The 26,127-nt window shown below is 54.8% G+C and carries 25 protein-coding genes; 18 read left to right on the forward strand and 7 right to left on the reverse strand.

Annotated elements, in window-relative coordinates; genetic code table 11:
* Window positions 1-66: 66 nt before the first annotated feature.
* Window positions 67-852, forward strand: coding sequence for an HAD family hydrolase (locus ACZ9W6_RS17005; protein ID WP_465192378.1), 786 nt, complete (start codon window positions 67-69; stop codon window positions 850-852).
* A 65-nt stretch (window positions 853-917) separates the two neighbouring features.
* On the opposite strand, the gene ACZ9W6_RS17010 is transcribed toward ACZ9W6_RS17005, so the two are convergent.
* Complete coding sequence (locus ACZ9W6_RS17010) at window positions 918-1,607, reverse strand: nitroreductase family protein (protein ID WP_465192379.1); 690 nt, start codon at window positions 1,605-1,607, stop codon at window positions 918-920.
* A 132-nt stretch (window positions 1,608-1,739) separates the two neighbouring features.
* On the opposite strand from ACZ9W6_RS17010, the gene ACZ9W6_RS17015 reads away from it, so the two are divergent.
* The 16 genes from ACZ9W6_RS17015 to ACZ9W6_RS17090 all read left to right on the forward strand — a co-directional run bounded on the left by ACZ9W6_RS17015 (window position 1,740) and on the right by ACZ9W6_RS17090 (window position 16,050).
* A complete protein-coding gene (locus tag ACZ9W6_RS17015; RefSeq protein WP_465192380.1) occupies window positions 1,740-1,943 on the forward strand; it encodes a hypothetical protein in 204 nt (67 codons plus the stop codon).
* Window positions 1,940-2,542 (forward strand): 3'-5' exonuclease, encoded by a 603-nt coding sequence (locus tag ACZ9W6_RS17020; RefSeq protein ID WP_465192381.1) that lies wholly within the window; start codon window positions 1,940-1,942, stop codon window positions 2,540-2,542. The genes ACZ9W6_RS17015 and ACZ9W6_RS17020 overlap by 4 nt, the downstream gene beginning before the upstream one ends.
* Window positions 2,543-2,632: 90 nt before the next feature.
* Window positions 2,633-3,154 (forward strand): flagellar basal body rod protein FlgB, encoded by a 522-nt coding sequence (gene flgB / locus ACZ9W6_RS17025; protein WP_465192382.1) that lies wholly within the window; start codon window positions 2,633-2,635, stop codon window positions 3,152-3,154.
* A gap of 2 nt (window positions 3,155-3,156) precedes the next feature.
* Window positions 3,157-3,567 carry a flagellar basal body rod protein FlgC gene (flgC, locus tag ACZ9W6_RS17030; protein ID WP_465192383.1) on the forward strand — a complete coding sequence of 137 codons (411 nt, stop codon included), beginning with the start codon at window positions 3,157-3,159 and terminating at the stop codon, window positions 3,565-3,567.
* A 14-nt stretch (window positions 3,568-3,581) separates the two neighbouring features.
* A complete protein-coding gene (locus ACZ9W6_RS17035; RefSeq protein ID WP_465192384.1) occupies window positions 3,582-4,250 on the forward strand; it encodes a flagellar hook assembly protein FlgD in 669 nt (222 codons plus the stop codon).
* Between the two features lie 26 nt (window positions 4,251-4,276).
* Window positions 4,277-5,560, forward strand: coding sequence for a flagellar hook protein FlgE (flgE, locus tag ACZ9W6_RS17040; protein ID WP_465192385.1), 1,284 nt, complete (start codon window positions 4,277-4,279; stop codon window positions 5,558-5,560).
* A gap of 25 nt (window positions 5,561-5,585) precedes the next feature.
* Window positions 5,586-6,317 carry a flagellar basal-body rod protein FlgF gene (gene flgF / locus ACZ9W6_RS17045; protein ID WP_465192386.1) on the forward strand — a complete coding sequence of 244 codons (732 nt, stop codon included), beginning with the start codon at window positions 5,586-5,588 and terminating at the stop codon, window positions 6,315-6,317.
* Between the two features lie 18 nt (window positions 6,318-6,335).
* The gene (gene flgG, locus ACZ9W6_RS17050) at window positions 6,336-7,118 is read left to right on the forward strand and encodes a flagellar basal-body rod protein FlgG (protein ID WP_465192387.1); all 783 of its coding nucleotides are present in this window, start codon (window positions 6,336-6,338) and stop codon (window positions 7,116-7,118) included.
* Between the two features lie 16 nt (window positions 7,119-7,134).
* Complete coding sequence (locus ACZ9W6_RS17055; RefSeq protein WP_465192388.1) at window positions 7,135-7,821, forward strand: flagellar basal body L-ring protein FlgH; 687 nt, start codon at window positions 7,135-7,137, stop codon at window positions 7,819-7,821.
* 36 nt (window positions 7,822-7,857) lie between these two features.
* Window positions 7,858-8,928 carry a flagellar basal body P-ring protein FlgI gene (locus ACZ9W6_RS17060; protein WP_465192389.1) on the forward strand — a complete coding sequence of 357 codons (1,071 nt, stop codon included), beginning with the start codon at window positions 7,858-7,860 and terminating at the stop codon, window positions 8,926-8,928.
* 115 nt (window positions 8,929-9,043) lie between these two features.
* The gene (flgJ, locus tag ACZ9W6_RS17065) at window positions 9,044-9,976 is read left to right on the forward strand and encodes a flagellar assembly peptidoglycan hydrolase FlgJ (protein ID WP_465192390.1); all 933 of its coding nucleotides are present in this window, start codon (window positions 9,044-9,046) and stop codon (window positions 9,974-9,976) included.
* A 45-nt stretch (window positions 9,977-10,021) separates the two neighbouring features.
* The gene (gene flgK, locus ACZ9W6_RS17070; protein WP_465192391.1) at window positions 10,022-11,830 is read left to right on the forward strand and encodes a flagellar hook-associated protein FlgK; all 1,809 of its coding nucleotides are present in this window, start codon (window positions 10,022-10,024) and stop codon (window positions 11,828-11,830) included.
* A gap of 18 nt (window positions 11,831-11,848) precedes the next feature.
* The gene (gene flgL, locus ACZ9W6_RS17075; protein WP_465192392.1) at window positions 11,849-12,793 is read left to right on the forward strand and encodes a flagellar hook-associated protein FlgL; all 945 of its coding nucleotides are present in this window, start codon (window positions 11,849-11,851) and stop codon (window positions 12,791-12,793) included.
* Window positions 12,794-12,801: 8 nt separating this feature from the next.
* Window positions 12,802-13,953 (forward strand): acetylornithine deacetylase, encoded by a 1,152-nt coding sequence (gene argE / locus ACZ9W6_RS17080; protein WP_465192393.1) that lies wholly within the window; start codon window positions 12,802-12,804, stop codon window positions 13,951-13,953.
* A 194-nt stretch (window positions 13,954-14,147) separates the two neighbouring features.
* Window positions 14,148-15,521, forward strand: a complete 1,374-nt coding sequence (locus ACZ9W6_RS17085) for a sodium-dependent transporter (protein WP_465192394.1) — start codon at window positions 14,148-14,150, stop codon at window positions 15,519-15,521.
* A 34-nt stretch (window positions 15,522-15,555) separates the two neighbouring features.
* The gene (locus ACZ9W6_RS17090; RefSeq protein ID WP_465192395.1) at window positions 15,556-16,050 is read left to right on the forward strand and encodes a hypothetical protein; all 495 of its coding nucleotides are present in this window, start codon (window positions 15,556-15,558) and stop codon (window positions 16,048-16,050) included.
* A 54-nt stretch (window positions 16,051-16,104) separates the two neighbouring features.
* Here the strand turns inward: ACZ9W6_RS17090 and ACZ9W6_RS17095 are convergent, their stop codons facing one another.
* The 5 genes from ACZ9W6_RS17095 to ACZ9W6_RS17115 form a co-directional block, all read right to left on the reverse strand.
* Complete coding sequence (locus ACZ9W6_RS17095) at window positions 16,105-16,359, reverse strand: PhaM family polyhydroxyalkanoate granule multifunctional regulatory protein (RefSeq protein ID WP_465192396.1); 255 nt, start codon at window positions 16,357-16,359, stop codon at window positions 16,105-16,107.
* A 72-nt stretch (window positions 16,360-16,431) separates the two neighbouring features.
* Window positions 16,432-18,708: an NADP-dependent malic enzyme gene (locus ACZ9W6_RS17100; protein ID WP_465192397.1), complete on the reverse strand. Its 2,277-nt coding sequence runs from the start codon at window positions 18,706-18,708 to the stop codon at window positions 16,432-16,434.
* 133 nt (window positions 18,709-18,841) lie between these two features.
* Complete coding sequence (locus tag ACZ9W6_RS17105; protein WP_465192398.1) at window positions 18,842-20,122, reverse strand: TRAP transporter large permease; 1,281 nt, start codon at window positions 20,120-20,122, stop codon at window positions 18,842-18,844.
* On the reverse strand, window positions 20,119-20,790 hold the full coding sequence (locus ACZ9W6_RS17110; protein ID WP_465192399.1) for a TRAP transporter small permease: 672 nt from the start codon (window positions 20,788-20,790) through the stop codon (window positions 20,119-20,121). Before ACZ9W6_RS17110 ends, ACZ9W6_RS17105 begins: the two co-directional genes overlap by 4 nt.
* A gap of 60 nt (window positions 20,791-20,850) precedes the next feature.
* Entirely contained in the window at window positions 20,851-21,849 is a 999-nt protein-coding gene (locus ACZ9W6_RS17115; protein WP_465192400.1) for a TRAP transporter substrate-binding protein, read from the reverse strand.
* 187 nt (window positions 21,850-22,036) lie between these two features.
* Here ACZ9W6_RS17115 and ACZ9W6_RS17120 point away from each other — a divergent pair, with 187 nt between their 5' ends.
* Window positions 22,037-24,310 (forward strand): PAS domain-containing sensor histidine kinase, encoded by a 2,274-nt coding sequence (locus ACZ9W6_RS17120; RefSeq protein ID WP_465192401.1) that lies wholly within the window; start codon window positions 22,037-22,039, stop codon window positions 24,308-24,310.
* 36 nt (window positions 24,311-24,346) lie between these two features.
* Here the strand turns inward: ACZ9W6_RS17120 and nadB are convergent, their stop codons facing one another.
* Window positions 24,347-25,924 (reverse strand): L-aspartate oxidase, encoded by a 1,578-nt coding sequence (gene nadB, locus ACZ9W6_RS17125; RefSeq protein ID WP_465192402.1) that lies wholly within the window; start codon window positions 25,922-25,924, stop codon window positions 24,347-24,349.
* Window positions 25,925-26,127 lie beyond the last annotated feature (203 nt).

Genomic DNA, 26,127 nt, shown 5'->3' on the forward strand with positions numbered 1-26,127 from the left:
CTGGTTTTGTTTGCATGTCTCTGCACGATGTGGCAATGTGTTTGCACGATCATGCATGGAGTAAGAATGATGAAACTGGTAGTCAGTGATCTTGATGGCACTTTGCTGGACGCCGATTCGCGCATCGCACCGCGCAGTCAGGAGGTGCTGGGCAAGCTGTTGGCGCAAGGTGTGCAGGTAGCGATTGCCACTGGCCGTCATCTGGATGCCGTGCGTCGTTTCTGGCCGGCTGATCTGCCGGCGGTGCCGGTAATCAGTGCCAATGGTGCGCGCATTCATGCGGCAGACAATACCCTGATTCATGCGGCCAACCTGGATGCGCGGCTGGTCAACAAGCTGTTGCAGCCGGCACTGGTGCGCGGGGTCGAGGTGGCGGTTTATCGCGATAGCGGCATTCTGGCGTGGCATGCCAGCAGCAATCTGCAGCACTACACCGGTATTGCCGCTGTGCTGGAGGATCCGGCCAATTTCCAGGCAGCCGATGTTGCCAAGATCATCTACTGCGGCGAGCCGGCGCAGCTGCAAGTGGTGGAGCACGATATCCGCGAGCGTTTTGAGGGTCAGTTGGTGATGACCTACTCGCAGCCGCAGTATCTGGAAGTCATGGCGCCGTTGACGCACAAGGGAAGCGCGCTGGCGCGTCTGCTGGCTCACCTGGGGCTGGAGGCGGCCGATTGCGCAGCGTTTGGCGACAATCTGAACGATGTCGAGATGTTGCAGCTGGTGGCTTATCCGCACGTGATGGCCAATGCACATGCTGATTTGCCGCGACTGGTTCCGGCTGCACGGGTAATCGGTCACCACGACGAGGCAGGCGTGGCCGAGGCCTTGGCCGAGCATTTCGCGCTGTAAGCGCAGAGTCGGCAAAACAAAGCGGCAAGCTCCGGCAGGAACTTGCCGCTTTGTCATGGCGAGGTTCAGATAAAGCTGGCCATTTCTGTCAGTGTTTTCTTGCTGATATTGGGCACCATGCAGCCCTCGGCCGGATAGCCGACCACCAGCAGGATGTAGGGCTTTTCGTGCATGGGGCGATCCAGCAGCTGATTGAGAAAGTTCATCGGGCTGGGGGTGTGGGTCAGGGTGGCCAGCCCGGCCTGATGCAGCGCGGCGATCAAAAAGCCTGCGGCCAACGATACCGACTCCGGTACGTAGTAATTCTTCATTTCTTCGCCATCAGGCAGCACGGTTTTTTTCTGGCCGAAGATGGCAATCAGGTAAGGCGCGGTTTCCAGAAACGGTTTGCTGGCATCTGTGCCCAGCGGGGCGAGGGCGTCTTTCCATTCTTGCGGGGCGCGATGTTCGTAGAATTCGCGCTCTTCCGCCTCGGCACCTTCGCGGATTTGCCGTTTCATTGCGGGGTCTGAGATAACGACAAAATGCCAGGGCTGATGGTTGGCGCCGCTGGGTGCGGTGCCGGCAGTCAGCAGGCAGTTTTCGATGACGGCACGCGATATCGGGCGATCCGAGAATTCGCGGATGCTGCGGCGGCGTTTCATGTAGTCGTAAAAGGCGGCGGTGCGATCCAGCATTTCCTGCTCGGTAAATTGCGGGTATTCACCCAGTGCAATTTGTGCCGGGCTGCCTTGGTTGTATTTGAGCTTGCTCATCATTCCTCCTGTATGGCTATTGTTGTGTGATGGGGCTTGCTTCAGGCAGTTTGCCATGAGTTGTCTGATGGCGATATGTCATTGGGAAGCCTGCTTTGGCTTACAATCGTGTTTTTGCTGGAGGGTATTGAAATGTCGCGTAGAAAAGATGAAGAGCTGGATGAGGAAACTCTGGCATTGTTGGCCTGGTGTGAGGCGGTTGAGGCTTTGCTGATCGAGGCGGGTGCCAGTCAGCGCGAAACCCAGGAATACATCGAAGAGCAGGCCGAATGGTTTACCGACATGTTTTACGATGGTCTGAGTCCTGAAGAGGCGGCCAAGCAGGCGCTGGCATGAGCGAACGCATCGCCGTAATCGACTTCGAAACGACGGGCATCAGCCCAGGTAGAGAGGGTCGGGCGACCGAGATCGGTATTGTCTTGCTGCAGGACGGCGCGGTGGTGTCGCGTTACCAGAGTCTGATGAATGCCGGCGTGCGGGTGAATGCCTTTATCACCCAGCTGACCGGCATCAGCAATGCCATGCTGCAGGCGGCACCATCAGCCGAAGCGGTAATGCGCGAGGCAGCAGAGTTTGTCGGCGATGCAGCGCTGGTGGCACACAATGCATCGTTCGATCGCAAATTCTGGGAGTACGAGCTGGGTCGACTGGATTTGCCGGTGCGGCAAGATTTTGCCTGCACCATGTTGCTGGCGCGGCGTTTGTTGCCGCAGGCACCGGATCACAAGCTGGGAACGCTAAATCGCTGGCTGGGGCTGCCGGATACCGGCCGCGCCCACCGGGCGCTGGCCGATGCCGAGATGGCGGCCAACCTTTGGCTGCATCTTCAGACGTGCGTAGAGCGGCGTTGCGGTAGTTTGCCGGCGCATGCCGCCTTGTTGCGCTTGCAGAAGGTGCCGGCAGCCAAGATTGGCGCGGAACTGGCTATGTGGTGAGTATGGCAGGGTAAAGAATGAAAAAGCCGTCACGAGTGTGGCGGCTTTTTCATTTCTTGCCAGTGTTGCCGGCAAGATTTGCCGTGGCGGATGGCTGGTGTTGGCCCAATCGGCCGCATTCACCTTTTCTTGAGTACTTTTTTGCAGTTATTTTCTGGCACGCTTCATGCTTATGTAAGAGCAAACAACGGTTCAGACATCATGCTAGACAAAATTGCCAACCACCTCAGCTTCTTCGAAAACTCTCTGGCCTTGCGTGCCAAGAAAGTTGAGGTGATTTCCAGCAATATTGCCAATGCTGATACGCCTTACTACAAGGCAGTGGATTTCGACTTTGGCAAGGCATTGCAAGGTCAGCTGAACGCTACATCGAATAGCGGCATGGCGCTGAATACGACTGATGGTCGTCATATTGCAGCGCAGGGTGTGGGCTCCGGTGAGGGTGGTTTGCAGTACCGCAGTGCAGTGCAGCCAAGCCTGGATGGCAATACCGTTGATATGGATATCGAGCGAGCTGCGTTTACCGACGCCTCGATCAAGTACCAAAGTACTTTGCTGTTTTTGAATAGACGCATCAGTGGCCTGATGGATGCGATCAAAGGAGGTCAGTAAGCATGTCGCTCTCTAATGTTTTCAATATTGCCGGCTCGGCGCTGAATGCCCAGTCGATGCGACTGAACTTGGTGGCCAGCAATATTGCGAATGCTGAAAGTGCGACCAGCTCGACTGGCGAGCCTTTCCGGGCGCGTCGTGCCGTATTTACAGCCATTCCGGCCAGCCAGGAATTGCCGCAGGTTGCCGGTGTGCGGGTGACCTCGATTGTTGAAGATACTTCGCCGTTTCGTCTGAAGTACGAGCCGGGTCATCCGCTGGCTGATGAGCGTGGCTACATCAAGATGCCGAATGTGAATCCGGTTGAAGAGATGGCTGACATGATTTCTGCCTCACGCTCTTATCAGACCAGTGTTGAAGTAATGAATACCGCCAAGACCCTGCTGCAGAAAACTCTGCAAATGGGCCAGTAAGTCAGGAGTAGATCATGGTTAGCAGTGTTTCCGGTAATCAGGCTTTCAATTTCGAATCCCTGAATGGTCAGACCAAGGCGAAAGAAAGTTCGGCTGAAGAGATTCAGAACCGTTTTCTGAAGCTGCTGACAACCCAGCTGAAAACGCAAGATCCATCCAACCCGATGGATAACGCACAGATGACCAGCCAGATGGCACAGATCAGCACGGTCAGCAGCCTGGAGGCGGTGAATCAGTCGATCAAGTCGCTGACCGATAACCAGGCAGCGAGCCAGTCTTTGATGGCAACTCTGATGATTGGTCGCACAGCCTTGATTCCTTCGACTGAAATGAAAGTGTCTGGTAATCAAGGGCAAATGGTGCTGGATCTGGCTGAGGCAGCTGGCGAGGTGCAGGTCACCATCACTAATCAGGCAGGTACGGTGGTTAATGAGATGAAACTGGGTTCTCGTCCTGCCGGCCAGTTGACGCTGTCTTGGGATGGGAAAAATGCTCAAGGAACTCAGCAGCCGGATGGTCAGTACAAGGTTTCTGTCCGTGCGGTAAATGGTAATACCGCGGTCGAGAATAGTTTGCTCAGTCCGGCAAAGATCAATAGCGTGGCCATCAGTGCCGGCGTTGCTTCGCTGGTGTTGGAGTCGGGCAAGAAAATGTCTCTGAGTGAAGTTACTCAAATCGTTTAAGGCAATATTGAAGTCGGAGAAACATCATGGGTTTTCAGCAAGGTTTGAGTGGTCTGAGTGCAGCGGCCAAACAATTGGATGTGATCGGTAACAATATTGCCAACGGCAGCACTATCGGCTTCAAGAGTTCGCGTACCGAGTTTGGTGATCTGTATGCAAGCACCTTGGCTGCCAGTGCTAATACCCAGGCAGGTATTGGTGTGCAGACGGTGGCAGTCTCGCAGCAGTTTCAGCAGGGTAATATTACCAGTACCAATAATCCGCTTGATCTGGCTATTTCGGGAAATGGTTTTTTCCGGATGACCAGTGACAATACTCCGAATGGCGGTATGGAGTCATTTAGCCGCAATGGTCAGTTTAAACTGGATAAAGATGGCTATATTGTCAATAACGGCTATTACCTGAATGGTTATCCGATTGTTAATGGTGGCACCAGTGGTGCTGAGCAGCCATTGCAGGTGTCTACGCTGAATAGCGGTATTGCCAAGGCAACTGGTGCGACGGGTGAAAAAGGGATTAACTGGAGTTTTAATCTGGACGGTAGTGCAAAAATATTTACCGGCCAGCCAGGTACAGCAACTACACCGGCATTTAATACGACTGACATTGGCTCCTTCTCTTATACAACCGGCGCCAAGTATTTTGATAACCTGGGTAATACTCACACAGTTTCACTGTATTTTGTGAGGCGTGACCCAAGTACTGGTACGCCGCCGGTGAATCAGTGGGAAGTCTATAACTCGATTGATGGTGCTGCCGCAACGGGCCCTGTGACGTTGGAGTTTGATCAGTCTGGTCAGTTGGTGACAACTGCGCCTGCGGTTTCGACGATTACCGTTCCTGCTAATACCACAGCCTCGTCTGCGCACCCATCATTTGATATTGATTTTGCAAGGACTACCCAGTTTAGTGGTGATTACTCGGTTACCAAACTGGAAGTGGGTGGCTATGCTGCAGGTAAATTGTCAGGTGTCTCTGCCGATGCTACAGGTAAGCTTTATGCCAAGTATACGAATGGTATTAGCGAACCTATCGGCCAGATAAGTCTCTATAATTTTGCCAATGTGCAGGGTTTGGTGCCAAATGGTGATAATCGCTGGTCTTATACCAGTGAGGCGGGTGCGCGTAGTATGGCTAATCCGAATTCCGGCGGTATGGGCTATTTGAAATCCTCATCGCTGGAGGAGTCAAACGTCGATACGACGGCTGAGCTGGTAAACATGATTATTTCCCAGCGCTTTTATCAGGCTAATGCGCAGACAATCAAAACGCAGGATGCTATTATGCAAACACTTTTGAATTTGCGCTAATTCGGCTTTTAATTGAGGTCTTAATATGGACAAGGCAATTTTTCTGGCGATGAATGGTGCCAAGCATGTGGCTTGGCAGCAGGCAACGACGTCAAACAATCTTGCCAATGTCCATACAACCGGTTTCAAGGCCGATCTGGCGGCGTTCAAGGCTCTTCGTGTAGTGGGTGATGGCGCGCCAACGCGAACCTATCAGGTGGATACCACGATCGGTCACGATATGACTCCAGGTGCCTTGCTGCATACTGGCAATGTCCGTGACTTTGCGGTAACAGGCAGTGGTTTCTTTGCAGTGCAAACGCCAGATGGTGGTGAGGCTTATACGCGTGACGGTGGTTTTGTTCTTGATGCAAATGGCGTGATGAGAACCCGTTCCGGATTGGCTATTGTCGGAGATGGTGGCCAGCTTGTTGTGCCGCAAGGTACTGAAGTGACGTTGCGTGAAGATGGTACGGTAACGGCAACCGGTGCTGATCGGGTGGCGCAGGTGGTTGGCCGCATAAAACTGGTTAATCCGGGTGATCGTGCTGTTTACAAAGGTGATGATGGGCTGTTCCGGCAGCATGATGGCCAAGCTGCCGCTGCAGTTGAGGGGGTTCAGGTCAGGGCGGGTTTTCTTGAGTCCAGCAATGTGAATGCAGTCAAGAGCCTTGTTGAAATGATCAGTCACTCACGACACTACGACCTCAACATCAAGCTGATGCAGACGGTTGATCAGAATTCAAAGCAGGCGACCCAGTTGTTGTCGACTGTTTGATAGGGCGGAATTTTTATCATGATGAGATCGCTTTACATCGCGCAAACCGGCATGGACTCCAGTCAGTTCAAGCTTAGCGTGATTACTAATAATATTTCGAATATTGGCACAAACGGTTTCAAGCGATCGAATGCAGTTTTTGAAGATCTTTATTATCAGACTCTGCGCCAGCCGGGTGCGCAGGTTGGTAATGGTAGCGAATTGCCGACGGGCTTGCATGTTGGTAGCGGCTCGGCACCGGTAGCGACATCGCGCGATCATTCTCAGGGTGATCTGATCCGGACCGGACAGTCTCTTGACTTGGCGATTGCCGGGGATGGTTTTTTTCGTATTCTGACGCCGGAAGGGACTATCGGCTATACGCGCAATGGCGAATTCAAGCGCAATAGTGAAGGCACTGTTGTTACGCCAGCAGGTATGCCACTGGATCCACCGGTAACCATTCCGGGGACGGCAAGCAAGATTACAGTTTCACCAACGGGGCTGCTTGAGTATTACGAAGGAAGCAGCACTACAGCATCTGGCTCATTTCAGCTGACGCTGACCAATTTCACCAATCCTCAGGGTTTGTCATCGAATGGCGGGACAATTTATTTCGCTACTGCTGCATCGGGCGAGCCGCTGGATGGCCAGCCAGGCACGGATGGTCGTGGTGTAATTAACCAGAGCATGCTGGAAGGATCTAACGTGAACGTTACGGAAGAGTTGATCAATATGGTCACTGCACAGCGTTCGTATGACTTGAATTCGCGTGCGATCAAGACGTCGGATGAGATGCTGCAGAAATTGTCGCAGTTGTGATGAGGTTGATGCGTAGATGAAAACTCTCTGCTTGTTGGTCACATCGACCCTGTTGGGCTTGTTGACAGGTTGTGCGGTACAAACGGCGCCAATTACGCATCAGCCGATGTCGATGCGTCCGCAGCCAATGCCGGCGGCAGTACCTACTGATGGTTCCATCTTCCAGGCAGCAAGTTTTCGTCCGATGTTTGAGGATCGCTCACCTGTCCGGGTGGGGGATATCTTGACGGTAACGATTCAGGAGTCGAACAAGTCGGCAACTGCTGAAGACACAAAAGGATCCCGTGATAGCAGTATTGATGGCGGGATTACGGCGGGAACCAATTTGCCTTTCATTCCGGGTGCGGTCGAGAAGAAGCTTGGTGGTTTGAGTCTTTCTGGTACGGGTTCGGCTAGCGAGACCGGTAAGTCAAGTAGTAGTAACAGCAGCTCGTTTAGTGCGTCGGTGACGGTAACGGTTATTGATGTTTATCCGAACGGCAATTTGCTGGTGAGTGGCGAGAAGCAGATGAAGATCAACGGGGAGCACGAGTTTATTCGTCTTTCTGGCGTGATTAATCCACGTGATATCGAACGTGGCAATACGATAGCGTCAACCCGAGTGGCGGATGCAAGGATAGAGCAGATCAATCAGGGGCGCAGTAGGGCGTATAACGATACTGGCTGGCTGCAGCGAGTCTTCCTGTCCTTGATGCCGTTCTAAGGGGTAAAAATGAGGGTCTTGTTATTGTGTGTGTGCATGCTGGTGTTTGCCGGTCCTGTGCATGCGGCACAAAGAATCAAGGAGTTGGCCAATGTGGCCGGCGTCAGATCCAATCCTTTAATCGGCTATGGTCTGGTGGTCGGGCTTGATGGTAGTGGTGACAAGAAATCGGCTTCGCCATTTACGGGTCAATCGCTGGCAAATATGTTGAATCAGCTGGGTATTCAGGTGCCATCAGGCGTTGAACTTGACCCCAAGAACGTCGCCGCTGTTTCTTTGACTGCAACCTTGCCGCCGTTCTCGCGCAGAGGGCAGGAGCTCGATGTGACAGTTTCTTCGATTGGTGATGCGAAGAGTCTTCGCGGTGGGACGCTGCTGTTGTCGCCGCTGAAGGGGATTGATGGCCAGATTTATGCGTTGGCGCAGGGTAATGTGGTCGTCGGTGGCGCGGGTGCATCTGCGGGTGGCAGTCGTACGCAGGTGAATCATCTGAGTGTTGGCCGCGTGCCTGCGGGTGCGATTGTCGAACGAGAGTTGCCGGCCTCGCTGGGTATGGGTGATGTGTTGTCGCTGCAATTGAATGATGCTGATTTCACGACGGCAAACCGGGTGGTGTCTGCGATCAACCGGGAGTTTGGCAGCCAGATGGCGCGTGCTCTTGATGGTAGGCAAATTGAGGTTCGTGCTCCGCAAGACAGTAATGCACGAATTCAGTTTCTGTCACGGCTGGAGAATATTTCCGTGCAGGCTGGAGAGGCAACGCCACTGGTTATCATCAACGCGCGGACTGGGTCGATTGTGATGAATCAGTCGGTAAGAATTGATCCGTGCGCGATTGCTCACGGAAATCTGTCGGTGACTGTTAATAGTACGCCAGAGGTCAGTCAGCCGAATGCTTTGGCTGGCGGCAAGACTCAGGTTACAAACAAAGTTGACATCAAGCTGAGTGCTGATGGCGGCAGGATGGTGAACATGCCGAATGGCGCTTCGCTGTCCGAGGTGGTTGGTGCGCTGAATTCAGTCGGGGCAACACCGCAGGATTTGATTTCGATTTTGCAGGCGATGAAGCTTTCTGGGGCGTTGAAAGCAGATCTGCAGATCATCTAGGTTGATAGGCACTCCGTTATTAATGGAGTTTTAAGGCGATGCTCTTGAGCATCGCCTTTTTTTATTTCTGGCCTGGATCTTGCTTTGATTTGAGTGTTAATCAGGGATTCTCGTCATGCAGATTCTATCCAACCCTTTGGCTAATCGCCTTGCTATTGATCCGAGCGCAAGTCAGGAGATGATGGCACTTGCCAAGCAAGATCCTAATCTGGCTATCAAACAAGTTGCCGGTCAGTTTGAGGCAATGCTGGTGAATCAGTTGCTATCAAGTGCTCGTGAGAACAGTTTAAGCGGTGATGAGGACTCTTCGGAGCTTGGTACTTACAAGGGCTTGGTAGATCAGCAGTTGGTGATGGGGCTGACACAAGGTGGTGGTTTGGGGATGGCAGAAATGCTGGCCAGGCAAATTGAAAAGCTGGCGCACACTGACAAGTTGCAAAACGACCCTGCCGTTGCCGCCTTGCAGGACTTGCCGCTGGCCTTGCCGGCACCGGCAAAAATTTCTTATGCAGTCGGTCGTTATCAATCGATGCAGGCTGATGTTGCGACCAGCCCTGTCAAACCGCTTGCAGCAGTGACTGATATTCCGACGGATAAAGAAGGTTTTGTTTCTACCTTGCTGCCATTTGCTAGCAAGGCGGCTGAAAAACTGGGCGTGGCACCAGAGCTGTTAGTTGGGCATGCCGCCCTTGAGAGTGGCTGGGGCAAGCGCAGTATCAAGCATCCGGATGGCCGGGAAAGTTATAACTTGTTTGGTATCAAGGCCAATGCTGCATGGGGAGGGGACAGCGTGGCGACGCTGACAACCGAGTATGTGAATGGCAAGGCGCAGAAGCAGGTCGAGAGTTTCAGGTCGTATCCGGATTTGCAGGCAGCATTTGATGATTATGCAAATCTGTTGAAAAACAATGGTCGTTATCAGGCTGCGCTGAATCGTGGTACGGATGCCTCGGCTTTTGCCAACGGTTTGCAACGAGGTGGCTATGCAACCGACCCGGCATATGCTCGTAAATTGACTGATGTGGCGCAGGCAGTATTTCAACGCTAAAGCACCTTGATGCCGTGACGATAAGAAGTAGATGGGAGATTCAACATGTCCAGTATTTTCAGCATTGGTGTGAGCGGGCTTAATGCGGCCAAGGCCGCACTTGAAGTAACCAGCCATAACATTGGTAATGTGAATACGGATGGTTATAACCGACAGCGGCTGGAGCAGGCTGCGGCTAGTCCGCAGTTTGTCGGCTTTGGCTATGTGGGTCGTGGCGTGGATCTCTATGCGGTTTCACGGATGTACGATGGTTTTATGGAGAATCAGCTGCAAGCGGTGACCGCGTCGAGTAGTGGTTTTCAGACGCAAGAGCTTGCCTTGAATGACATAGACAATCTTTTGTCAGATCCCAGTACTGGTCTCTCAAGCGTCATGCAGGGGTTTTATAGCAGTTTGCAGCAGCTGAGCCAGCAGCCGAGCTCGGTTGCTGCCAGGCAGACTGTGATCAGCCAGGCGGAAACTGTGGCCGGACGGTTTCAGTCCATGAATAATCGTCTTGAAGAGCTACGCAATGGACTGATAAACCAGGTGGGGAACTCTGTAGGGGCGGTAAATGCCTATGCCAAGCAGCTTGCTGACCTGAACAAGCAGATTGTGTCATTGAATGAGCAAAATGGTCGCTTGCCTAATGACCTGCTGGATCAGCGTGATGTAATTGTTCGTGATCTGAACAAGCTGATCAAGACCGACATGATTGCCAAGCCGGATGGCACGGTTGATGTTTTTATTGGTCAAGGTCACCCGCTGGTGCTGAGTGAGTCAAATTATGAGCTGGTAATGGCGAGGGGCGGGGTAAATAACCCTGAAGATCCTGAGGCGCCGTCACTGAATATCAAGTTGCCGGGTACTAATAACCAGGTTGCTGTTGATCCACAGCTGATCAAGGGTGGGTCGATTGCCGGTGCAATGACGACTCTGACGTATGATCTGACACGTGTTCAGGCCGACATGGGCAGAATGGCGATCGAGTTTACGGATGCCATCAATACCCAGCATCTGATGGGTGTTGATCTCAATGGTAATGCAGCTACCAGTGGGCTGTTTACTGATCTGTCTTCATTTCGTACCACTGCGTATGCTGCGACTACGGTGGGTGGTCAAGCCAAGGCAATGCGTGATGCGCTGGATAACTTTGGCGTGGCAATTCAGGATCCATCAAAACTGGCACTGTCTTCAAATGTCGTGTCAACGGCAGCGACGGGCATTCAGCCGAAGATCAGTTCGATCTGGCAGGTGGGTCAGATTGGTGGTACGGCTGCGGCCAACACGCCTTGGCCTGGTGGCGCATTAAGTCTTGAGTATGATCCGGGGATCAATCCGCCATTTCAGGCCAACGCCGGTGGTTCGCTGTTCAGTGTGACTCAGTCACCCAATCAGTCAGGGGTGTATCAGTTTACCCTGGCGACAGGGCAGACTTTTGCGTTCAAGTTTGAGGGGCAGTCATCTGCCGCCCAGACAATACCTATCGGTTTGAGCGCTGGCACCAATGTGCAACTTGATAACTCTAACCTGCTAGAGATGAGCAAGTTGCAAACCAAGCCTTTGATGGCACCAACGCCAACCTCGACTTCAACTGTCCTTCCGCCAACAACAGACCCGAGAACAGCCAGCATGCAGTCGTTTTATGGGCAGATGGTCAGTTATGTCGGCAGTCGTACCAATGTGGTTCAGATCAGCAAGCAGGCGCAAGATGCAGCATTGCAGGAAGTGAAGCTCAAGAAAGAGTCGTTTTCGGGCGTGAATCTTGACGAAGAAGCAGCAAATCTTTTGCGATACCAACAAGCCTATCAGGCATCAAGCAAGGTTATTCAGGCGGCGCAGGAGATGTTTCAGACCCTGCTGCAGATTGCCTGAATGGTCAGGAGTTGAATCATGCGAGTAAGTAGCAATACCCAGTACATCATGGGTACATTCAACTTGCAAAATAAACAGTTCCAGCTGACCAAGCTGGGCGAGCAGCTTTCAACGCTGAAGCGTATCAATCGTGCCTCGGATGATCCGGTGGCATCGGCAAGTCTGGTCGAAATCCGGCAGTCAAAAGACATCAATGCCCAGCAAGCCAAAAATGCCGAGGCAGCCAGTACTCAGCTGGCAATTTCCGATACGGTTTTGCGGCAGGTTGCGACATCGATCTCGAATATCAAGACGCTGGCGGTGCAGGCGGGTAATGGCTCTCTCAATAACGAGAACCGCCAGGCGATCCAGAATGAAATGAGAGAGCGCGTTAAGGAGCTGGTGTCATTGGCGAACAGCACGGACGGTAATGGCAATTACCTGTTCGGTGGCACCAGCAAAGGGCAGCCGCCGTTTTCCCTGACCTTTGGTAATACTGCACCAAATATTGCAATCGATTATCACGGCAATGATCAGCGCCAATACATGGCAATTTCCCCTGGTCGCGATGTGGCTATTACCGAGCCCGGCGCTGCCTTGTTTGGCGTTACCTCGGCACCACCTGCAGCGAGCGGTAATGAATTGTTGCAAGCCCTTACCTTGTTTGATGAGTCTTTGGTAGCAGGGCCAGCCGGTAGTGCCACCTATGCGGCGGATATTGGCAAGGTCATGTCCGGGCTGGATGCCGGCTTGTCTCGCATGCTGGCAGGGCAGGCATCCTTGGGGGCGCGGATGCAGGAAGCCGATGCGCTGAAAGACGCCGGTGATGCGCTGAATATCCAGTATGCAACACAAGCCAGTAACCTCGAAGATCTCGATCTGGCCAAAGCCGTCAGTGATATGGAAATGGCCAAGATGGCACTGGAGGTAAGCCAGAAGACCTATAGCCAGGTCAAAGGGCTTTCCCTGTTCAACTACATCTGATACTTGATATGCGCGATATTCTGGCAAGTCTCATCGGGTTTGATACGACAAGTCGTCACTCCAATCTGGCGCTGATAGCGTGGGTTGAAGAGTACCTGCAACAATTTGGGCTGACATCACGCCTGACTTATTCGGATGATGGCAGCAAGGCTAATCTGTTCTGCGCCATCGGTGATAAAGACTTGCCGGTGCTGATTTTGTCCGGACATTCTGATGTGGTGCCGGTTGACGGGCAGCGTTGGCAGACTGCCCCGTTTGAGCTGGTTGAGCGTGATGGCAAGCTGTATGGCCGCGGGACGTGCGATATGAAGGGCTTCATCGCTTGCGTGCTGGCCATGGTGCCACATTGGCAGCAGTTGGCCGCCAGCAATGCACTGGCATCGCGTATCGGTATTGCGCTCTCGTATGATGAAGAGGTCGGTTGTCTGGGGGTGGGGCGTCTGATTGCTGATTTGCAGGAGGGTGGTGAGTCGATCGAGGGCTGCATCATCGGCGAGCCGACATCCATGCGCCCCGTTATTGCACACAAGGGCATCGCCCACTATCGCTGTCGTGTGACAGGTCGGGCGGCGCATTCGTCGCTGACGCCGTTTGGCGTTAATGCCATCGAGTATGCGGCCAAGCTGGTGCTGCATATCCGCAAGCTGGCCGAGGCTGAGCAATCATTCGGTACCCGGCATGCGCTTTATGATGTGCCATTTACTACCTTGCAAACTGGTGTGATTCAGGGTGGTACGGCTGCAAATATCGTGCCCAAGGATTGCGAATTCATTTTCGAGTGCCGCTGGTTGCCTGGCGATACTCATCAGCGCTTTCTCGAGTCAGTACAGGATTATGCGGCCAACCTGTTGGCCGAAATGCGGCAGATCGCACCAGAGGCTGATATCAGTTTCGAGAACCTTGTCGACTGCCCGCCTTTCGAGGCTGATCAGGCCAGCAGTGTCTGGCAGCATCTGGATGCCTTGTGCAGCTGTGGCGAGAAAGATGCCGTTGCCTATACCACCGAAGCCGGCAGATTTGCCGAGGCTGGTATTGCCGCCATCGTTTGCGGGCCGGGCAGTATTGCGCAGGCTCATCGCCCGGATGAATTCATTGAGCTTGAACAGCTGGCACAATGTGAGGCGTGGTTGCAGCGGCTGACCGAGCGTTTGTGTCATTAGACGGTAGGCTGCCTGTTGGGCATGGCATGCTGCCAATATGGGTATTTTTGGCAGGTGTGGTCTGATTTATTGCTATAACTGAAAACGCGCTTTACGAGATTTGGCGGCAAGCGCAAAATCCGCACCTTTGACATCTTGTCGATTGTATCCATGGCTCTCGTTCGAGAGCCATTTTGTTTCAGGTGGGATGAAGTATGAAGAATAATTCAGGCGGCAAGCAGATCAGCCGTGATGGTTTCACCAGCAGCTTTGGCGTGTTGGCCGCAACTTTGGGTTCAGCCGTCGGCTTGGGGAATATCTGGAAGTTTCCGTATGTGACTGGTGCCAACGGCGGTGCCGGATTCTTGCTGGTGTATGTCTTGGCAACCTTGCTGGTTGGTCTGCCGGTGATGATTTCCGAAATCATGATGGGGCGCAAGGCCAAGGCTGATGCGGTGACGACGCTGCATACGCTGTCGAGGCCTGGCCAATACTGGTGGCTGATTGGCGTGATGGGCGTACTGGCAGCTTTCCTGATCATGTCGTTTTATTCAGAAGTTGCCGCCTGGGTGTTTGCCTATGTGTTCAAGGCAATCAGCGGCGAGATCCTGACCAGTGACCCCGCACAGACCTCCGCCGCTTTTGGCGCGCTGGTGTCGGACCCGGTGCAGTCCTTGCTGTGGCAGTGGGCGGTGCTGGTGATGATTGGCGGCATTCTGCTGCTAGGCGTATCCAAGGGTATCGAGGCCGTTACCAAAAAGCTGATGCCTATCCTGCTGATCCTGCTGCTGGTGCTGGGGGCGCGCAGTCTGATGTTGCCAGGTGCGGTTGAGGGCTTGTCCTTTCTGTTTACCCCGGATTTCAGCAAGATCACGGCCGAGGTGGTGCTGATTGCCATGGGCCTAGCCTTCTTCAAGCTGTCTATCGGCATGGGCACCATGATGACTTATGGCAGCTACTTCCGTGACGACCAGAATATTCCGTCTACTACCATGCGCGTGATGAGTGCCGACCTGTTCGTGTCCATGCTTGCCGGTATCGTGGTATTCCCGGCAGTATTTACTTTCGGCTTCAAGCCGGAGGCCGGCCCGTCCCTGCTGTTCATCACCATTCCGGCGGTGTTTGCCAGCATGCCGTTTGGCCATTTGTTCATGGTGCTGTTCTTTGTGTTGTCTGCTGTGGCGGCAACCGGTGCGATGTTGTCTATCCTTGAAGTGCCGGTATCGGTCATGGCTGGCCGCTTCGGCATCAGCCGCACACGTGCCACCCTGATCAACCTGCTGTTGCTGGCTGCTATCGGCTCGACATGCGCCTTGTCGAATAATCTGCTGGCCGATGTCAAACCATTCGGCATGACCTTCTTCGACCTGTTCGACTTTGTGTCTTCGTCCATCCTGATGCCTGTCGGCGGTATCGCGATTTGCGTTTTCGTGGCGTGGTTCTGGGGCAGGCAGAATATGCGTGCGGCGCTCAGCAATGATGGCTCGCTGGCCAATGACAAGCTGATTGATGTGCTGTACCTGATCATCAAGTATGTAACCCCCTTGCTGATCCTGCTGGTAATGCTTAAGGGTTTGGGCGCGATCTGATAGGTGTATGGGTAGTAGGCGGGGAGGAGGCGGTATGCACCGAAAGTATCTGATCTTGCTGCTGCCGGTCTCGCTGCTACTGTTGCTGCTGGTGTGGCTTTACGGCTTGGGGATGAGCCATGCGGCCAACGTGTTTCCGCCTGATCGCAATGGTGATCTGATCCGCGATGATGTCGGCCTGATGATAGACCGGCGATTCGCCGGCAATGCGGTGGCCGGCGCGGCAAGCCGGCAGTTGGCTCGAGCCTGGCAACGAGCAGTCATGCACGATGGCGAGTCGTTATTCGGGCGCGAAGTCGAAAATGTCCGGCATGCTATCAGCTGTATCCTGTCCGAGCCGACGCTACAGAAGGCTGCTGTCGATCCGCAGGAAATGCATCTGTTCATGGAGCAGATGCATGCCCAGCTGTTTGATACGTCAGCGCGCAGGCAGCGCTGGCTGAGCTTCGAGAGTAGGGCAAGCCTGATTCCGCATGATCGTACCCCGCTCAATCCTTGCAGCTTCGACTTGGCTGCCTTGCCGGGTTAAAAAAGGTTGGCCGCATACTTGCGGCCAACCTTTTGTCTTTTCATTCGACTTGATCTACAGCTCCGGTTTCGGCTTGGGGCGCAAACTGGCTAGCGCCGCTTTCTGCATTTCCAGTGTTTTGATCTGCATGCCGAGCATGCCCATATTCATGGTGAGCCAGGTCTCGACGACGCGTAGCTCGGCAATCTTGCGTTCGATTTCTTCTTCGCTCATCGGTGGCAGGAAGGGCTGCGCACCGGGTGGCGCGGCGGATTGCAGCATCTGGCGAAAAACGGCAAACGGGTCGGCTGGGTTGAAGTCCGGGGTCATGCTCGCTCCTGTTGCGCAAATAAAAAACGGGTGAGCAGTTGCTCACCCGTTCAGTATAGCCATGCAAAGCGCTTAGCTGTTGTACTGAGCGTCTACTGCGGCCAGTGCCACCATGTTCACGATACGACGTACCGAAGAAATCGGGGTCAGAATGTGAACCGGCTTGGCCATACCCATCAGGATAGGGCCGATGGTGACACCATCGGAGGCCGATACGCGCAGCAGGTTGTAGCTGATGTTGGCCGCTTCCACATTCGGCATCACCAGCACGTTGGCCGCGCCTTTCAGCGGGCTGTCCGGCATGGCTTGCTGACGGATGGACTCGACCAGTGCCGCATCACCCTGCATCTCGCCATCGATTTCCAGATTCGGATGGGCTTCCTGTACCAGTGCCAGCGCATCACGCATCTTGCAGGCACCGTCGGAATTCCAGGTGCCGAAGCTGGAGTTGGACAGCATGGCAACCTTCGGTGCGATACCGAAGCGGCGTACCGATTCGGCAGCCATTTCGGTAATGGCGGCCAACTCTTGGGCATCCGGAGTCGGGTTCACGTAGGTGTCGGTGATGAAGATGTTGCCGGTAGGCAGGATCAGCGCATTCATGGCAGCGGCGACCTTGTCCTTGCGGGCATAGCCGATCACGTTTTCCATGATGTCGAAGTGCTGGCGATACGGGCCGTAAGTACCGCAGATCAGCGCATCGGCTTCGCCACGACGAACCATCAGTGCCGCGATCAGGGTGGTGTTGCCGATTACGCGGCGACGTGCCTGCTCTTGCGACACGCCCTTGCGCTTCATCAGCTGGTAGTAGTCCTGCCAGTAGTCAGCGTAACGCGGGTCGGATTCGTTGTTCACCAGCTCGAAGTCCTGGCCGACTTCAAGGCGCAGGCCCAGCTTCTTGATACGCTTTTCGATAACCGACGGACGGCCGATCAGGATCGGGAAGGCGAGGCCTTGCGATACGATTTCCTGGGTGGCGTGCAGTACGCGCTCGTCCTCACCTTCAGCCAGAACTACGCGCTTCTTGGCTTTCTTGGCTTGGGCAAACACCGGCTTCATGAACAGATTGGTCTTGTAGACGAACTGTGCCAGCTGGTCGATGTAGGCGTCGAAGTCCTGGATCGGGCGAGTTGCCACGCCGGATTCCATCGCGGCCTTGGCCACGGCCGGGGCGATCTTCACGATCAGGCGCGGGTCGAACGGCTTCGGAATCACGTATTCCGGACCGAAGGACAATTCCTGGTCGCCGTAGGCGGTGGCTACCACATCGTTCTGCTCGGCCATGGCCAGATCGGCAATGGCGCGTACGCAGGCGAGTTTCATCTCTTCATTGATGGTGGTGGCACCCACGTCCAGTGCGCCACGGAAGATGAACGGGAAGCACAGTACGTTGTTGACCTGGTTCGGGAAGTCGGAACGACCGGTGCCGATGATGGCGTCCGGACGAACTTCTTTTACCAGTGGCGGCAGGATTTCCGGTTCAGGGTTGGCCATCGCCAGAATCACCGGGTAGGCAGCCATGGATTTAACCATGTCCTGGCTAACCAGTTTCGGACCCGACAGACCCATGAAAATGTCGGCACCAACCATGGCATCAGCCAGCTTGCGCCAGCCGTTGTCATTGATGGCGTAACGCTGCTTGGATTCGTCCAGCTTTTCGTCGCGGCCGTTGTAGATCACGCCTTTGGAGTCGCAGACGGTGATGTTCTCGCGCTTCACGCCAAGGGCAACCAGCAAGTCCAGGCAAGCAATCGCTGCGGCGCCGGCGCCGGAGGCAACTACGCGTACATTACCGATTTCCTTGTTAACGAGACGCAGCGAGTTCAGTACTGCGGCGGCGGCAACGATGGCGGTGCCGTGCTGGTCATCGTGGAATACCGGGATATTCATGCGCTCACGGCACTTCTTCTCGATGTAGAAGCACTCGGGCGCCTTGATGTCTTCGAGGTTGATGCCGCCGAAAGTCGGCTCCATCGAGCAGATGATGTCAACCAGCTTGTCCGGGTCGTTCTCGTTCAGTTCGATGTCAAACACATCGACGCCGGCGAATTTCTTGAACAGGACGCCTTTACCTTCCATGACCGGCTTGCCGGCTAGCGGGCCGATATTGCCGAGACCGAGGACGGCGGTACCGTTGGTAACGACGGCAACCAGATTGCCGCGCGCGGTGTATTTGTAGGCATTCAGCGGGTCTTCGACGATAGCGTCGCAAGGTGCAGCCACACCCGGGGAGTAGGCCAGTGCCAGATCACGTTGAGTGGCCAGAGGCTTGGTCGGGGAAACCTGGATCTTGCCGGGTTGTGGGAACTGGTGGAATTCGAGTGCGGCTTGGCGCAATTGCTCGTCCATTCTGTTGGCTCCTGATTATTATTTCATGAGGGTGTGGAGAGGCTTGACATTATAGGGCTAACCCGGAGTCACGGGCTACTTTGATGCTGACAAAAAACGCGACGGAATCCGTCGCGTTTTTTGCGGCCAACCCTTACATGCCAAGGGCGTTTGGCAGCCACAGTGATACTGCCGGTACATAAGTGATCAGCATCAGATAGGCAATCATTACCAGAATCCATGGCGCGCAGGCCTTGGTGACGTCTGTCAGGCCCATCTTGGCGATGCCCGAGGCAACGTAAAGATTCAGGCCAACCGGTGGTGTAATCATGCCGATTTCCATGTTGACGGTCATGATGATGCCGAGGTGAATCGGGTCGATACCGAGCGCCATCGCAATCGGGAACAGGATAGGTGCGGTAATCAGCAGGATGGAGGATGGCTCCATGAAGTTGCCGGCAACCAGCAGCAGGATGTTGACTGCAAGCAGGAACATCCACGGCGACAGACCTTGTTCGTTAATCCAGGCGGCCAGGTTTTGCGGAATGCTTTCACTGGTCAGCAGGAAGGAGAACAGTACGGCGTTGGTGATGATGTACAGCAGCATCGCCGACATATTGGCCGAATCGATCAATACCTTGGGAACCTGTTTCCAGCGAATGTCCTTGTAGACAAACAAGGCGACGCAGAAAGCGTACACCGCCGACATGGCAGCGGCTTCTGTGGCCGTGAAAATGCCCGAATAGATGCCACCGATAACCACAACAATCAGGAATAGCCCCCAGAAGCTTTCACGGAAGGCGCGGATGCGCTCGCCCCAGCTGGCTTTGGCCATGCGCGGGTAGTTGTTCTTGCGTGCAACAAACCAGGTGACGCCCAGCAATACCAGTGCCAGCAGCAGGCCCGGCACGACACCGGCCATGAACAACTTGCCGATGGAGCTGTTGGTCGATACCGCGTAGATCACCATTACGATAGATGGTGGAATCAGAATGCCCAAGCCACCTGCCGTACCGATAACACCGACACCGAATGATTTGGGATAGCCCTGTTTGACCATGGCCGGTAGCAGAATGGAGCCGATAGCTACCACGGTTGCCGGGCTGGAGCCGGAAACCGCAGCAAACAAGGCGCATGCGACCACGCCAGCCAAAGCCAAGCCGCCATGCCAGTGACCAACCATGGATGAAGCAAAGTTGATCATGCGCTTGGCTACGCCTCCATGGGTGAGGAAGTTACCGGCCAGAATGAAGAACGGAATCGCCATGATCTCGAACTTCTCGATGCCGGTGAACAGCTTCAGTGCCACGGCTTCGATCGGTACTTCGGTCATGGTGAACAGGAAGGTCAGAACCGTCAGGCCCAGCGAGATGGAAATGGGCATGCCGGTAAGCATCAGCACCGCAAGGATGCCAAAAATGATCAGACCGCTCATTGCTGGTCTCCTTTGCGTACTTTGCCGCCGTCAGCGTGTTCTTGTTCTTCTGCGATCGCAAAGGCTTCGCCAATCGCCACAGGCTCTTCATCGATACCGTCAACATGGCCATGATCGTGATGTGGCAGCTCGCCGGTTTTGGCAAAAATCCAGGCTACTTGCAGAAAACGGAAGCACATCAGGAATGAGGCGACTGGGATGGCCGAATAAACCATCCAGGTTGGCCACTCGAGGTCAGGCGTAGTCGGGCCTTCGTAGAAATGACCGACGTCCATGCCAAACGTGGTCAGCGTGGCGTAAGCCATGCCGTTCTCCCAGACAAAGTAGGCACCCAGTGTGCCGATGATGGCGGTGAACACGGCGCCGGAAAACAGCCCGAACAACACGAATTTATTGCGCAATGGGGTTTCGAACTTGTTTATCAGAACATCCACGCCCACGTGGATGCCGGTGCGTACGCCATAGGCGGCACCAATCTTGGCCATCCACACAAACATGTAGATGGTGAGTTCCTGTGCCCAGCCCATATTGATTTCCAGCAAGATGGGTTGCAGGCTTTCAAAGCCGCTGCCGTAACGATGTGCGACAGAGGCAAAAGTAATCAGGGTGGCCGCAGCCATGAGGAAGGCAATAAGCCACTCCTCAAGATGGTCGAGTATCTTGATCACGGTGAATTCTCCGGATAAAAACGCGCCCGCAGGACTGCGGGCGCGCTTGTGAGGCGGGGCTTAGTTCGGGGTGTAGCCGGTCTGTTTGTAGATCAGCTGTACCAGGCCTTCGCCGATACGGTCGTCCATCTTGGTGTGTACCGGCACCAGGGCTTTCTTGAAGGCCTGGCGTTCGGCTTCGGTAGGCACGTAAACCTGGGTCTTGCCGCTGGCCTTGATCTTGGCCAGATCTTCATCGTTTTCTTGCTTGGCAATCTTGTTGGCGTAGTTGGTGGCGTCTTTCATGGCGCCATCCAGAATGGTGCGCACGTCAGCTGGCAGACCGTCCCAGAACTTCTTATTCACGATGACGGCATAGCCAAGATAGCCGTGATTGGTCACGGTGGCGTGCTTTTGCACTTCGTGCATCTTCTGGGTGAACATATTGGAAGGTGGATTCTCGGTGCCATCCACTACGCCGGTTTGCAGCGCCTGATAGGTTTCGGAGAAAGCCATTACCTGCGGCAGGGCACCCATGCTGCGCATCTGCTCTTCCAGTACCTTGGAGGACTGAATGCGCATCTTCAGGCCTTTGACGTCGGCTGGTGATTTCAGTGGTTTGTTGGCGGACAGTACCTTGAAGCCGTTGTCCCAGAAAGCCAAGCCCTTGATGCCTTTGTTCTCGAGCTTGGACAGCAGTTGCAGGCCGATCGGGCCCTGGGTGATTTTGTGCAGCTCGTCGTAGTTGTCAAAAATGTAAGGCAGATCGAAAACTTCGAATTCTTTCACGCCCAGTGGGCCGAATTTGGCCAGGGAGGGTGCCAGCATCTGGACGGCGCCCAGTTGCAGTGCTTCCATTTCTTCCTTGTCCTTGTACAGCTGGCTGTTCGGGAAGACCTGAATCTGTACGCGACCTTTGCTGCGCTCTTCGGCCAGCTTCTTGAAGTATTCGGCGGCTTTGCCTTTAGGGGTGTCCTGTGCCACAACATGGCTGAACTTGATGACAAAGTCGGCGGCGCTGGCAATGCCGGATACGCCAAAGGCCAGGCTGGCAACGAGGGCTGCGTATTTCAGTTTCATCTCTATACTCTCCGTTAATTGTCGTGTTGCATGGCTGGCTTATTGGCGCCTGCTCATGACTATCCCTACCTTAGAAGTAATATGCACAGTTCTCTATTGGGGAATTCGGCATCAGGGTTTTCCCTAATGCCGTTTGTTTTTTCTGTGCGGCACCGTGCCGTGATGTGGCCAACCTTGGTTTCGGAAAATGGATACGGATGTTAGACCGGTAACGGGTACGCCACGCCGTTTGTGGCTGGGTGCTGCCTTGATATTGATAGGCTTGCTTGCCGCGCTTTCCGGCTTGTTCTGGGTGGTTTACAAGGACTGGCAGGATGAGCAGCGCGACAGTCTGATTCAGGAGCTGCTGTGGCTCGAGCAGAGTCTGCGGCTGCATCTGGAGGGGCATCAGCAGGTCGTGCAGGGTTTGCAGGATGATCTGCCCTTGAATGCGCAGGCGTCAGCACGTTTTCTGGCGGCTGCGGCGCTATTGCAGCGTGAAAGTCGGGAGGTGGATGCCTTGCAATGGGTGGGGCGGCGCGGTGAGGTCTTGCTGGATGCCCAGCGGCGCGAAGGCTTGCAATTAGGTGGCGATGCCTACGATGCCTTGTGGCGTGCCGAACGTCTTGGTCATGCATCATACAGCCCGCCGTACCTGGGGGCGGATGGCAAATACCGTTTTGATCTGGCGGTGCCGGTATTTGTGGCTGGGCGATACGTTGGTGGTCTGCGGCTGGTGTATCGCATGGATCTGCTTTTGCAATACCAGGTGCCGTGGTGGCTGGCGACCAAGTATCACATCAGTCTGGTGGATCTGGGCGGCAAGATTCTGGCCAGCAAGTTCGAGCAGAATGCGCCGGTTGGCACGCTGTCGCATGCGCTGAGTTTTGACCCGCCAGGCTATGGTTTGAGCTTGAGGGCCATCAGCTATCGCACGGGGGTCGGCTTCTCCTTGCCGGCCTTGAGTGTGCTGATTGCATTGCTTGTGGTGTCTTTGTTGTTCCTGTTGTGGCGTATCAGAGCTCAGGTTCGGGTGAGGGCAATGGCCGAGCGTGCCTTGCAGCGCGAGATGTCTTTGCGGCAAGCGGTTGAAGACAGCATGAAAAGTGGTCTGTTGGCGCTGGGGCCGGATGGCGGGATTCGTCGTGTCAATCGTGCCATGTGCGAGCTGACTGGCCTGTCCCAGTCAGAGCTTGAGGGGCAGTTGCCACCATACTCTTTCTGGTCGAATGAGGATCATGACCTGCTATTGCAGGCGATGCAGGCCATGCGCAATGGGCAGTTGCCCGAGCATGGTTTTGAACTGCCGTTCTGTCATCGCAATGGTGAGAAGTTCGAAGTGCGCTGGTATGCCGCACCTTTGTTGCTCGATGACGGGCGTCATGATGGCTGGGTGGTGTCAATGTATGACATCACCGAGCTGAAAAAAAAGCGGCTGGCGCTCAATGCTTCGCATCGTCGCTTCCTGACGGTATTGAATGGACTGGATATGGGGGTGTGCGTGGTGGCCGGAAATGGTGGCCAACTACTGTATGCCAATCCGGCTTTTGGCGAGATGTGGGCTGACTTTGACCCGGTGGGTGCTTACTGCCCCTTGTTGCCCTCATTGCCGGATATGTCGGTTGTTTCGCGAGTGCCGCACGAATTCTCGCCAGATGCTGGCCGCAGCTGGTATCAGCTGCAGTACCGCCGCATCAGCTGGGTGGATGAAGAAGAGGCCTGGCTGGTGATGCTGGCCGATGTTTCGCTCAGCAGAAAGCAGGCCGAGCTGAGCTTGGCGCAAGAGCAAAAGCTGCAGGCCACCTCGCGACTGATTGCCATGGGCGAGATGGCGTCCAGCCTGGCGCATGAACTGAATCAGCCGCTGACGGCGATATCTACTTATGCGGCAGGGGTGTCTCGGCGTTTGAGCGAGCCGGTTCAGCAGCAATTTGGTGTCAGGGATGCCCTGCAGGCACTGGTGCAGCAATCACGGCGGGCAGGGCAGATCGTTAACAGCATCCGCGCTTTCGTCAAAAAACGCGCGCCGCAGCTGGAAAAGGCGGATCCGGATCGGGCTGTACGTATTGCCGTAGAGGTGTTGCAGCCGCAGCTGGAAAAGGGGCGGGTGCGGGTGCAGCTTCAGCTGGGTGATGCCGTGCAGGTGCTGATGGATCCGGTGCTGATCGAGCAGGTGTTGATCAACCTGATCAAGAACGCTGCCGAGGCGCTGGAGGGGCAGCTCGATCCTGTGCCGACAGTGCAGATCAGCAGTTGGCGAGAGGGCGGGCGCTGGTATGTGCGCGTCAGTGATAATGGCCCAGGCTTGGGCGAAGGCATGCTGGAGAATCTGTTTACGCCGTTTTTCTCAAGCAAGAGTCAGGGGATGGGGATTGGTCTGAATATCTGCCGCTCGATTGTCGAATTTCATCGCGGCGAATTTGGCGTTGACGATACGCAGCTGCGCGGTTGTGCGTTTTACTTCAGCCTGCCTTTGGCTTGAAAGGTTGGCCGCATGCGGCCAACCTTTACCGGAGGATTACGGTGCGAGGATGGTTTCTTCGCATGTGGCTTCGGTTTGCGGGTAGTCGCGGCTGAAGTGCAGGCCGCGGCTTTCCTTGCGCTGCAGTGCCGAGCGGACAATCAGCTCGGCAGTCTGCACCAGATTGCGCAGCTCGATCAGGTCATTACTGACGTGGTAGTTGCTGTAGTACTCGTCGATTTCTTCGGTCAGCAGCTTGATGCGGTTCAGCGCGCGTTCCAGTCGCTTGTTGGTGCGCACGATGCCGACGTAGTCCCACATCGCTCGGCGCAGCTCATCCCAGTTGTGGGAGATCACCACGTCTTCGTCCGGATCAGTCACGCGGCTATCGTCCCAGGCGGGGATGCTTGGAATGGCGACCGGTTGGGCGGCCAGGATATCGTTGGCCGCAGCCTTGCCGATCACCATGCATTCCAGCAGCGAGTTGCTGGCCAGGCGATTGGCGCCATGCAGGCCGGTGTGGGCGACTTCACCGACGGCGTAAAGGCTGGCAACATCGGTGCGACCTTTTAGGTCGGTAACAATACCGCCGCAGGTGTAATGCGCGGCTGGTACTACCGGAATGGCTTGCTGGGTGATGTCTATACCCAGTTCCAGGCAATGGGCGTAGATATTGGGGAAGTGTTCCTGGATAAAGCTGGCCGGTTTGTAAGAGATATCCAGATACACGCAATCCAGGCCATGCTTTTTCATCTCGAAGTCGATGGCGCGAGCCACGACGTCACGAGGGGCCAGCTCGGCGCGTTCGTCGTGGTGTGGCATAAAGCGGGTGCCGTCAGGCAGGCGCAGAATGCCGCCTTCGCCACGCACGGCTTCGGTAATCAGGAATGACTTGCTGTGCGGGTGATACAGGCAGGTCGGATGGAACTGGATGAACTCCATATTGCCGACGCGGCAGCCGGCGCGCCAGCCCATGGCGATGCCGTCGCCGGTAGCTGTGTCAGGGTTGGTGGTGTAAAGGTAGACTTTTCCCGCGCCGCCCGAGGCCAGAATTGTATGTCGTGCGGTAATGGTAACAACCTCGTCCTGCGGTTTGTTCAGTGCATAAGCGCCAAAGCAACGTTGCTCGGCAAGGCCCAGTTTGTCACCGGTGATCAGGTCAACTGCGATGAAGTCTTCCAGCAGGGTAATGCGCGGGTGTGCCTTGATCTTTTGCCCGAGTGTGCTGGTTACTGCGGCACCGGTAGCGTCAGCGGCATGAATGATGCGGCGATGACTATGGCCGCCTTCACGTGTCAGGTGGTAACCGGTCTGGTGGCTTTCATCCTTGGTGAAGGGGACGCCGAGGTCGATCAGCCAGTCAATCGCGTCTTTCGAGTTTTCGACGATAAAGCGCGTGGTTTCTTTATTGCACAGGCCGGCACCGGCGATCAGCGTATCTTCTATGTGTTTCTCGATCGAGTCGCCAGTGTCGAGTACTGCAGCAATGCCGCCCTGGGCATAAGTCGAGCTGCCTTCTAGTAAGTCACGTTTGGTAATCAGGCCGACTTGCAGGGTTTCAGCCAGATGCAGGGCCAGCGTCATGCCAGCAAGGCCGCTGCCAATAATCAGAACATCAAATTGATATGAAGACATCGCGATCAGCTTTGCGCTTTATGAGGAAATAAAGTGGTTGTTAGGGTAGCAGAAAGCCTGTTTCAAGATAAGCAAGGTTGGCCGCAAGCGATTGCGGCCAACTTTTTTGCTTTGTGGGGTTCTTTATAATCAACGACTTGTTCACTTTGTGTGATTGTTTTGGTTTTGAGGTGTTGACGAGGTTGGTCGGGGTGGGTATAGTT

The sequence above is a fragment of the Vogesella lacus genome (assembly GCF_979366295.1).

Excerpts from the sequence above, each read along its gene's own strand:
- ACZ9W6_RS17105 (WP_465192398.1), bottom strand. The coding sequence starts at position 20,122 with ATGAGCGGTCTGATCATTTTTGGCATCCTTGCGGTGCTGATGCTTACC.
- flgE (WP_465192385.1), top strand. The coding sequence starts at position 4,277 with ATGGGTTTTCAGCAAGGTTTGAGTGGTCTGAGTGCAGCGGCCAAACAA.
- ACZ9W6_RS17060 (WP_465192389.1), top strand. The coding sequence starts at position 7,858 with ATGCTGGTGTTTGCCGGTCCTGTGCATGCGGCACAAAGAATCAAGGAG.
- ACZ9W6_RS17035 (WP_465192384.1), top strand. The coding sequence starts at position 3,582 with ATGGTTAGCAGTGTTTCCGGTAATCAGGCTTTCAATTTCGAATCCCTG.
- ACZ9W6_RS17100 (WP_465192397.1), bottom strand. The coding sequence starts at position 18,708 with ATGGACGAGCAATTGCGCCAAGCCGCACTCGAATTCCACCAGTTCCCA.
- ACZ9W6_RS17015 (WP_465192380.1), top strand. The coding sequence starts at position 1,740 with ATGTCGCGTAGAAAAGATGAAGAGCTGGATGAGGAAACTCTGGCATTG.
- ACZ9W6_RS17085 (WP_465192394.1), top strand. The coding sequence starts at position 14,148 with ATGAAGAATAATTCAGGCGGCAAGCAGATCAGCCGTGATGGTTTCACC.
- ACZ9W6_RS17005 (WP_465192378.1), top strand. The coding sequence starts at position 67 with ATGATGAAACTGGTAGTCAGTGATCTTGATGGCACTTTGCTGGACGCC.
- flgC (WP_465192383.1), top strand. The coding sequence starts at position 3,157 with ATGTCGCTCTCTAATGTTTTCAATATTGCCGGCTCGGCGCTGAATGCC.
- flgK (WP_465192391.1), top strand. The coding sequence starts at position 10,022 with ATGTCCAGTATTTTCAGCATTGGTGTGAGCGGGCTTAATGCGGCCAAG.
- nadB (WP_465192402.1), bottom strand. The coding sequence starts at position 25,924 with ATGTCTTCATATCAATTTGATGTTCTGATTATTGGCAGCGGCCTTGCT.
- ACZ9W6_RS17055 (WP_465192388.1), top strand. The coding sequence starts at position 7,135 with ATGAAAACTCTCTGCTTGTTGGTCACATCGACCCTGTTGGGCTTGTTG.
- ACZ9W6_RS17020 (WP_465192381.1), top strand. The coding sequence starts at position 1,940 with ATGAGCGAACGCATCGCCGTAATCGACTTCGAAACGACGGGCATCAGC.
- flgJ (WP_465192390.1), top strand. The coding sequence starts at position 9,044 with ATGCAGATTCTATCCAACCCTTTGGCTAATCGCCTTGCTATTGATCCG.
- argE (WP_465192393.1), top strand. The coding sequence starts at position 12,802 with ATGCGCGATATTCTGGCAAGTCTCATCGGGTTTGATACGACAAGTCGT.
- flgB (WP_465192382.1), top strand. The coding sequence starts at position 2,633 with ATGGCTGGTGTTGGCCCAATCGGCCGCATTCACCTTTTCTTGAGTACT.
- ACZ9W6_RS17010 (WP_465192379.1), bottom strand. The coding sequence starts at position 1,607 with ATGAGCAAGCTCAAATACAACCAAGGCAGCCCGGCACAAATTGCACTG.
- flgF (WP_465192386.1), top strand. The coding sequence starts at position 5,586 with ATGGACAAGGCAATTTTTCTGGCGATGAATGGTGCCAAGCATGTGGCT.
- ACZ9W6_RS17120 (WP_465192401.1), top strand. The coding sequence starts at position 22,037 with ATGGATACGGATGTTAGACCGGTAACGGGTACGCCACGCCGTTTGTGG.
- ACZ9W6_RS17115 (WP_465192400.1), bottom strand. The coding sequence starts at position 21,849 with ATGAAACTGAAATACGCAGCCCTCGTTGCCAGCCTGGCCTTTGGCGTA.
- flgG (WP_465192387.1), top strand. The coding sequence starts at position 6,336 with ATGATGAGATCGCTTTACATCGCGCAAACCGGCATGGACTCCAGTCAG.
- ACZ9W6_RS17095 (WP_465192396.1), bottom strand. The coding sequence starts at position 16,359 with ATGACCCCGGACTTCAACCCAGCCGACCCGTTTGCCGTTTTTCGCCAG.
- ACZ9W6_RS17090 (WP_465192395.1), top strand. The coding sequence starts at position 15,556 with ATGCACCGAAAGTATCTGATCTTGCTGCTGCCGGTCTCGCTGCTACTG.
- flgL (WP_465192392.1), top strand. The coding sequence starts at position 11,849 with ATGCGAGTAAGTAGCAATACCCAGTACATCATGGGTACATTCAACTTG.